Source organism: Streptomyces sp. JW3 (genome assembly GCF_052216785.1).
Taxonomy (GTDB): Bacteria; Actinomycetota; Actinomycetes; order Streptomycetales; family Streptomycetaceae; genus Streptomyces.
This window is the reverse complement of the sequence record NZ_JBQOUX010000194.1, coordinates 1-7,177: the sequence shown is the minus strand read 5'-3', so window position 1 is coordinate 7,177 and position 7,177 is coordinate 1. Positions and strand designations below refer to the sequence as shown.

The following is a 7,177-nucleotide window of genomic DNA, read 5'->3' as shown; positions in this document are numbered from 1 at the left end:
GGCGGAAAGATCGTCGCGAGCCGGACAGCGGGCAGCAAGGCGCGTGATCGCTTACACCACTTCGCGGGACGCGACCTGCGTGGGCGGCGCGCTGTCATGCCGCGTGGTGGCACGCGCGGTCGGTGTCGAGTGCTTCTGCCACGGAGCGTGGCAGGCCTTGCAGCCGCTGTCACCGCCGCTGCTACGGAGCGTGGCGGTCAGCGCTTTCCCGTGTACAGGTCGGTGGTCAGCGAACTCCCAACGGGACCTTCGCCGCGTGAGCGAGACCGCGCAACCGGCTGACCGGCAGCCCGGAGAGTCGAGAGATGATCACCTGGGGAAGCATCTGGTGCGGCACCCAGCCAGGTGCCATGGCGCAGACGGCTTCGAGGGTGTCGGCGGCCCGTTCCCACCGCCGGCACTCGACATGGGTCAGGGCGACGTCCAGGCCGTAGCGGGCTCGCGTGGCCAGAGGGACGGTGTCGTCCAGCCTGACGGTGTCCATCAACCGCAGGGCTCCGGGGGTATCTCCGAGAGCGATCGCGACACTCATGGCCTGCGTGGCCGCATAGAGCGGCCCGTAGGGCTGGGCGTGTTCTCCCCGAGCGTGCTCGGCGCCGAGACGGGCTCCGACGGCATGCGCCTGGGACAGGTACTCCCGGGCTGTCTCCGGGGAGGCCCCACCGCGTGAGGCGGCCACGGCTGCGTTGGCGACGAGTTGCCCGTACACGGACAGCCGATCGGGATCGTGCTCCGACATCTTCGGCTCGATCCGCTCGGCTTGGGCGACGGCCAGTGAGAAGCCCTGGGCGGTCCGCCCGTCACGAAGGTTGACCCAGGACGTGGTGGCCGCGAGATGCGCGTCGCGCAGCTCGTCGTCCGCCTGGACGGCGATTTGGCGGCCGTAGGTGAGCGCGGCATAGGCGAGGTCCCGCGAGCCCCAGACGTTCGCGGCCATGCCGGCGGTCTGGAAGGTGTCGGCCAGTACGCCGGCCGCCGCTGACTTCTCGTGCGCGGCTGAAGCGTCGTACCGTGCACGGGCCTCCGGTAGCAGGGCGCCGAGCAGCGCGCCCAGCTCCGTGTACCGCCCCGACCAGTAGGCCGCGTCGGCGTGCTGGACGACGGCTCGGAGCTCGTCGACCGTCCCCGGCTCGGTATCGGAGGAGAAGCCGATGGCGGCGTCGTGGGTCGCGGCCGACAGCGTGCGCAGGGCCGCCCGCTCGTCGCGGTCCATCGAGCGGCGGGGCTCCTGCTGCCCGAAGAGCACGGCGATGTCGGTGCCCAGGGCAGAAGCGATGGAAAGCAGGGAAGGAAGAGAGGCGGTGCCGCCACGCTCCAGCTTGCGTACGACGCCGACCGACACCTCGGCGGCCTCGGCCAACTGCTCCTGCGTCATGCCGTTCCGGAGCGCCTTGAGTCTCTCGGCGGTGGTGTACTCCGACCATTGCATGAGAGCCACTTCCTCTTCCGATCCGCCAGGAGTGGACCGTATCCATGGCGAGGGGGCGGCCAACACCCCTTCTCCGAAAGGGCACCCGTTGGTGAGGCTGGAATCAGCTCCGCACGGAGACAGTCGCCGTCACACCGAGCAGGCCCTCGAGTTCGGCGACGGCAGTGTCCTCGTCCGTCGCAAGAACGGTGGTGATCCCTAGGGCTTCGGCAGGCGGAAGGTTCACCGGATGGTCGTCGACGAACACGCACGCCGTCCCAGGGAGACCGAGGCGATCGAGGGTGAGTCGGTAGATCGCGGGGTCCGGCTTTGCCAGGCCGACCACCTCGGAGATGACGTGTACGTCGAAGAGATCCCAGATACCGACGTGCTCGTACGGGTTGAAAGGGTCCAGGCCGAAGCTGTTCGACAGGAGAGCAAGCCGGAAGCCCGCTTCCTTGGCCGCGCGGGCGAGAGCTGCCATGCGAGGTGCCGCCGGCACCTTGGACCAGACGCGGCCCATCAGGTTCACCGGATCGACGTTCGTCCCGAGCAGAGCGGCCGTCTGCGCGTTCCACTCCGCCTGGCCGAGCTGGCCGATCTCCAGCGCCGCGTACAGCTGTCGCCCGTCGGCGGTGTCGTTGAGGGTGGCGCGCCACGCCTCCGCGTGCAGGCCCTCCGACTCGGCCCACAGGCGGTGAGTCGGTCGGGGATCAGCGGTCAGCACTCCGGCGAAGTCCAGGATGAGCCCGCGCGGGGCAGTGGGTTCAGGGGAACGGGCGGGCATCGGCATGGTTGCGGGCGTCCTCTCCGTCGACCTCATGGAAACGCTACCCCGCGCGTCGGCTACGAACGGCTTTCTCTTGGGTCACAGACCGTGAAGGGCACCGTCGAAGGTACGAGGAACTGACAACGAGAACTCAGCGGAATCAAAAAGCCCAGGTCACGAGCTACGTGACCTGGGTTTTAAGGGAGCCCCCTGTCGGATTCGAACCGACGACCTATCGCTTACAAGGCGATCGCTCTCACCAACTGAGCTAAGGAGGCATCGCGCACGCACCGCGCACGCGAAGGCGGCTCCACTGTACACAGCCCCCGTTTCTCCGAGCCAGGACGTTCGCGTCCCCCCAGCTCACCCCACTTCATACGTGAACGCGTACGCCACCTCCGCCTCCCCGTGCCGTGCCGTGAACTCGCCCGTCCCGCGCAGCCCCGCCAGCTCCCCCGTCCCCGACCCGGCGATCACCTCGAAGGCGCAGTGCACCGTCCCGTCGGCGTCGAAGCGGCCGCGCTCCTCCACCGCGAAGGCGCCCTCGCGGCCGTCGAGGCGGCCGGTCAGCAGTTCCATGCCGGTGAAGGTGCCGGTGCCGTCGGGGACGTAGGCGATGACGTACTCGCAGACCGTGCCGGCCGCCTCGATGCCGCCGGTGAAGGTGTTGGTCACCGACGCGCGGGCGACGCGGGGGCTCTCGTCGGCCGGGGTGACCGGGTGCTCCTTCCAGTCGGCGGCGGTGAAGTGGCCGGTGGTGCGGGTGCCGGGCATGAGGGGTCCTCTCCGTCGATACGGCGCGGTGCCGTACGGGTCCAGACCACCCTGACCGCCGTACCTGACACCCTCTGTCAGGTACGGTCCCACCCCAGCCACAATGGCCGCCATGCGCGCCGACCGGCTCCTCTCCCTGCTCCTGCTGCTCCAGAGCCGCGGCCGGATGACCGCGCCCGAACTCGCCGCCGAGCTGGAGGTGTCGGTGCGGACGATCTACCGGGACGTGGAGGCGCTCGGCGCGGCCGGTGTCCCGGTGGCCGCCGACCGCGGGCCCGCCGGCGGCTACCGGCTGATGGACGGCTACCGCACCCGGCTGACCGGCCTGACCGGCGCCGAGGCCACCTCCCTGTTCCTGGCCGGGGCGCCGGGGCCGGCCCGGGACCTGGGCCTCGGGCCGTTCCTGGCGTCGGCCCAGCTGAAGCTGCGGGCCGCGCTGCCGGCCCCGGCCGCCGGACAGGCCGCCCGGGTCCAGGAACGCTTCCACCTGGACACCCCGGCCTGGTTCCGGGACGCCGACCCGGTGCCGCACCTGGCGGCGATCGCGCGGGCGGTCTGGGACCAGCGGACGCTGCGCGCCCGCTACCGGCGCTGGTCCGGCGCGCAGGCGCACCGCGAGGTCCATCCGCTGGGCCTCGTCCTCAAGGGCGGCATCTGGTACCTGGTGGCAGCCGGGACGGACCGGCCGCCCCGCACGTACCGCGTCTCCCGCTTCCTCGACGCCGAGGTGACCGAGGAGACCTTCGAGCGTCCCGCCGGCTTCTCCCTCCCCGCCTACTGGGCGCGGTCCGCCCAGCATCTGGAGGCCCGGCTGCACCAGGGCACCGCCCGGCTGCGGATCTCTCCCCGGGGCCGCAGGCTGCTGCCGATGCTGTTCGGGGCGGCGGGGGCTCGTGCCCTGGAGGCAGCCGGGCCGGCGCCCGGCGGGGACGGCTGGAGCGAGGTGGAGCTGTCCGTCGAGGCGGAGCCGGTCGCGGTGGGCGACCTGCTGCGGCTCGGCACGGAGGCGGAGGTGCTGGCGCCCGAGTCCCTGCGCCGGGCCGTCGCGGACACTGTCACGGAACTGGCCCGGCGCTACCGGACGTCCGGCGAAGTTCACATGCCCTCGGGTACTGACAGACCAGGTGAACGCGGGGTACCGTCCTGACCCAGTTCACCTGTGTGGCCTACACCAGGCGCGAACCTCCACAACTGAACATCCACGGACACCACCGCGGACCCGGTCACCGGCCGGCCGCTGTGGAACTCCTTCCTACAACGGATCGTCCGGCACGTTCCTGCCGGTAGAAGGGGGCCTTTCACCATGGCCACTGTCACGTTCGACAAGGCGACCCGGGTCTACCCGGGTTCCACCAAGCCCGCCGTCGACGGTCTCGACATCGACATCGCGGACGGCGAGTTCCTCGTCCTCGTCGGCCCGTCCGGCTGCGGCAAGTCGACCTCGCTGCGCATGCTCGCCGGCCTGGAGGACGTCAACGGCGGCGCCATCCGCATCGGTGACCGCGACGTCACCCACCTGCCGCCCAAGGACCGGGACATCGCCATGGTGTTCCAGAACTACGCGCTCTACCCGCACATGACGGTCGCCGACAACATGGGCTTCGCCCTGAAGATCGCCGGCGTCAACAAGGCGGAGATCCGGCAGAAGGTCGAGGAGGCCGCGAAGATCCTCGACCTGTCCGAGTACCTGGACCGCAAGCCGAAGGCGCTCTCCGGCGGTCAGCGCCAGCGCGTCGCGATGGGCCGCGCGATCGTCCGTGAGCCGCAGGTCTTCCTGATGGACGAGCCGCTGTCCAACCTGGACGCCAAGCTCCGCGTGTCGACGCGTACGCAGATCGCCTCCCTCCAGCGCCGGCTGGGCATCACCACCGTCTACGTCACCCACGACCAGGTCGAGGCCATGACGATGGGCGACCGGGTGGCGGTCCTCAAGGACGGTCTGCTCCAGCAGGTCGACACCCCGCGCAACATGTACGACAAGCCCGCCAACCTGTTCGTCGCCGGCTTCATCGGCTCCCCCGCGATGAACCTCATCGAGGTCCCGATCACCGACGGCGGCGTGAAGTTCGGCAACAGCGTGGTGCCGGTCAACCGGGACGCGCTCAAGGCCGCCGCCGACCGCGGCGACCGCACGGTCACCGTCGGCGTCCGCCCCGAGCACTTCGACGTGGTGGAGCTGAACGGCGCCGCCGCCGCGGGCCTGGCCAAGAACACCGCGGGCGCCCCGGCCGGCCTCGCGGTCTCGGTCAACGTCGTGGAGGAGACCGGCGCCGACGGCTTCGTCTACGGCGCGGTCCAGGTCGGCGGCGAGACCAAGGACCTGGTGGTCCGCGTCAACAGCCGTGCGGTGCCGCAGAAGGGCGCCAGCCTGCACGTCGTGCCGCAGCCGGGCGAGACCCACGTGTTCTCGTCCTCCACGGGCGAGCGGCTCACCGACTGACACCGGCCCAGATTCACCCGAGTTGACGAAAAGGGCCTCGCGGCGCTGCCGCGGGGCCCTTCCCGTTGTCGACAAATACCCCGGCACACCGCCCATTTCGACCCCTGTTCGTCAACCCCGTACCCCGTCCATTCCGCTTTCTCATCCCCCGAACCGGTGACTAAATGTCGCCAAATCATCACCGGGCGCTACCCTCACTCGCGTGAAGCACTCCGCGAAGAACTCCGTGAAGCACTCCAGCGCCCTTCAGACGCGACGCGGCCGGGGACCCGCCCGCCGGATCGGCCGCTCCCTCGCCTTCGTCCTGCCCGTTGTCCTGGTGCTCTCCGGGACCCTCGCGGTCACCCGGGTCAACTGGTCGGGCGCCCCGGCCGACTCGGTGCTCACCGCGTCGGACGCCGCCGCCCCCGAGGCGTCCTCGCCGGCCGCCGCCCGCGCCCCGCACGAGGTGCTGCGCGACCGGCTGCTGACCGAGCTCCAGGAGGAGGACCCGGGCGTCGCCCTCACCCACCTCCAGGAGGCCGTCAACGACCGCCCGTCGCTGGCCCGGCACTGCGCCTCCATCGCCCGCGCCCTCGGCCGCGCCGCGGTCCGCGTCTACGGCCCCACCCGCGCCCAGTCCTACTCCCGCCCGGTCTGCGACACGGCCTTCGCGTCCGGCGTCCTGTCGGCCCACGGCTGAGCGACGCCCCGGACGGGGCGCGGGACGCAGCCCCCCCCGGCCCGGATCGCAGCACCCCCCGGCCCGGACCGCGACACACCGCAGCTCGAGGAATCTCACCCGCGTAGGGTTCGGCCATGACCGACCCGACCACCCCCCGCCGCCCCACCCAGGCCGTAGTCCTGGCCGGCGGCCAGGGCACCCGGCTGCGCCCGTACACCGACGACCGGCCCAAGCCGATGGTCGAGATCCCCGGCACGGGGACGCCGATCATCGGTCACCAGCTCGCCTGGCTGGCCGAGGAGGGCGTGACGGACGTGGTCGTCTCCTGCGGGCATCTCGCCGAGGTGCTCCAGAAGTGGCTGGACACCGCCGACCTGCCGGTCTCCGTGACCACCGTGGTGGAACCCGAGCCGCTCGGCCGCGGCGGCGGCCTGAAGTACGCCGCCGCCCGGCTGCCCCACCCGGACCGCCCCTGGTACGCCACCAACGGCGACATCTGGACCCGTTTCTCGCTGCGCGACATGGCCGACTTCCACGCCGAGCGGGACGCCGTCGCCACCCTCGCGCTGGCCCGCCCGCGGCTGCCGTGGGGCGCCGTGCAGACGGACGGCTTCGGCCGCATCACCGACTTCATCGAGGCGCCCCCGTCCACGTTCGAGATCAACGCGGGCGTGTACGTCTTCTCCTCGGCGTTCGCCGCGCTGCTCCCGGAGCGCGGCGACCACGAGCGGACCACGTTCCCCCGGCTGGCCCGCGAGCGCCGGCTGTCCGGCTTCCCTATCCCGCAGGGGTCCTACTGGCGGGCCATCGACACCGCGAAGGACCTCACGGAGGCGGCGAAGGAGCTGGCCGCGCAGGGCCGTTGACCACGGCCGGCGCACGCCGAAGGGCCCCGCATCCGCGCGCACAGTGTCGCGCGGGTGCGGGGCCCGTCTCGTAGAGGGCTGCGGTCAGCCCAGCAGACCGCCCACCAGCCCCGGCCGCCCCGGGGACGTCGCCCCGCCGCCGGCACCGCCACCACCGGTGTCCGTGCCGGTGCCGGTGCCGCTGCCCGCGCCGCCGGTCGCGTCGCCGGTGCCGGCGCCCGGACCGGCCCCGCCGCCGGACGGACCGGCGCTGGTG

At 71.8% G+C, this 7,177-nt stretch carries 7 protein-coding genes and 1 tRNA gene; 4 read left to right on the top strand and 4 right to left on the bottom strand.

The window, feature by feature from the left end; translation table 11 throughout:
• Nucleotides 1-226: 226 nt before the first annotated feature.
• The 4 genes from ACTT8P_RS37675 to ACTT8P_RS37660 form a co-directional block, all read right to left on the bottom strand.
• On the bottom strand, nucleotides 227-1,429 hold the full coding sequence (locus ACTT8P_RS37675) for a helix-turn-helix domain-containing protein (RefSeq protein ID WP_442836301.1): 1,203 nt from the start codon (nucleotides 1,427-1,429) through the stop codon (nucleotides 227-229).
• A 103-nt stretch (nucleotides 1,430-1,532) separates the two neighbouring features.
• On the bottom strand, nucleotides 1,533-2,195 hold the full coding sequence (locus ACTT8P_RS37670) for an HAD-IA family hydrolase (protein WP_442836303.1): 663 nt from the start codon (nucleotides 2,193-2,195) through the stop codon (nucleotides 1,533-1,535).
• A gap of 186 nt (nucleotides 2,196-2,381) precedes the next feature.
• A tRNA-Thr gene (locus ACTT8P_RS37665) sits at nucleotides 2,382-2,455 on the bottom strand.
• Between the two features lie 85 nt (nucleotides 2,456-2,540).
• Nucleotides 2,541-2,951: a DUF3224 domain-containing protein gene (locus ACTT8P_RS37660; protein ID WP_442836300.1), complete on the bottom strand. Its 411-nt coding sequence runs from the start codon at nucleotides 2,949-2,951 to the stop codon at nucleotides 2,541-2,543.
• Nucleotides 2,952-3,063: 112 nt separating this feature from the next.
• Here ACTT8P_RS37660 and ACTT8P_RS37655 point away from each other — a divergent pair, with 112 nt between their 5' ends.
• The 4 genes from ACTT8P_RS37655 to ACTT8P_RS37640 all read left to right on the top strand — a co-directional run bounded on the left by ACTT8P_RS37655 (nucleotide 3,064) and on the right by ACTT8P_RS37640 (nucleotide 6,921).
• The gene (locus tag ACTT8P_RS37655) at nucleotides 3,064-4,098 is read left to right on the top strand and encodes a helix-turn-helix transcriptional regulator (RefSeq protein WP_442836299.1); all 1,035 of its coding nucleotides are present in this window, start codon (nucleotides 3,064-3,066) and stop codon (nucleotides 4,096-4,098) included.
• A gap of 156 nt (nucleotides 4,099-4,254) precedes the next feature.
• Nucleotides 4,255-5,391: an ABC transporter ATP-binding protein gene (locus ACTT8P_RS37650; protein ID WP_442836298.1), complete on the top strand. Its 1,137-nt coding sequence runs from the start codon at nucleotides 4,255-4,257 to the stop codon at nucleotides 5,389-5,391.
• A 226-nt stretch (nucleotides 5,392-5,617) separates the two neighbouring features.
• Nucleotides 5,618-6,073 carry a hypothetical protein gene (locus tag ACTT8P_RS37645; protein WP_442836302.1) on the top strand — a complete coding sequence of 152 codons (456 nt, stop codon included), beginning with the start codon at nucleotides 5,618-5,620 and terminating at the stop codon, nucleotides 6,071-6,073.
• A 116-nt stretch (nucleotides 6,074-6,189) separates the two neighbouring features.
• Nucleotides 6,190-6,921 (top strand): nucleotidyltransferase family protein, encoded by a 732-nt coding sequence (locus ACTT8P_RS37640; protein ID WP_442836297.1) that lies wholly within the window; start codon nucleotides 6,190-6,192, stop codon nucleotides 6,919-6,921.
• The last annotated feature ends 256 nt before the right edge of the window (nucleotides 6,922-7,177 follow it).

Excerpts from the sequence above, each read along its gene's own strand:
- ACTT8P_RS37675 (WP_442836301.1), bottom strand. The coding sequence starts at position 1,429 with ATGCAATGGTCGGAGTACACCACCGCCGAGAGACTCAAGGCGCTCCGG.
- ACTT8P_RS37670 (WP_442836303.1), bottom strand. The coding sequence starts at position 2,195 with ATGCCCGCCCGTTCCCCTGAACCCACTGCCCCGCGCGGGCTCATCCTG.
- ACTT8P_RS37660 (WP_442836300.1), bottom strand. The coding sequence starts at position 2,951 with ATGCCCGGCACCCGCACCACCGGCCACTTCACCGCCGCCGACTGGAAG.
- ACTT8P_RS37655 (WP_442836299.1), top strand. The coding sequence starts at position 3,064 with ATGCGCGCCGACCGGCTCCTCTCCCTGCTCCTGCTGCTCCAGAGCCGC.
- ACTT8P_RS37650 (WP_442836298.1), top strand. The coding sequence starts at position 4,255 with ATGGCCACTGTCACGTTCGACAAGGCGACCCGGGTCTACCCGGGTTCC.
- ACTT8P_RS37640 (WP_442836297.1), top strand. The coding sequence starts at position 6,190 with ATGACCGACCCGACCACCCCCCGCCGCCCCACCCAGGCCGTAGTCCTG.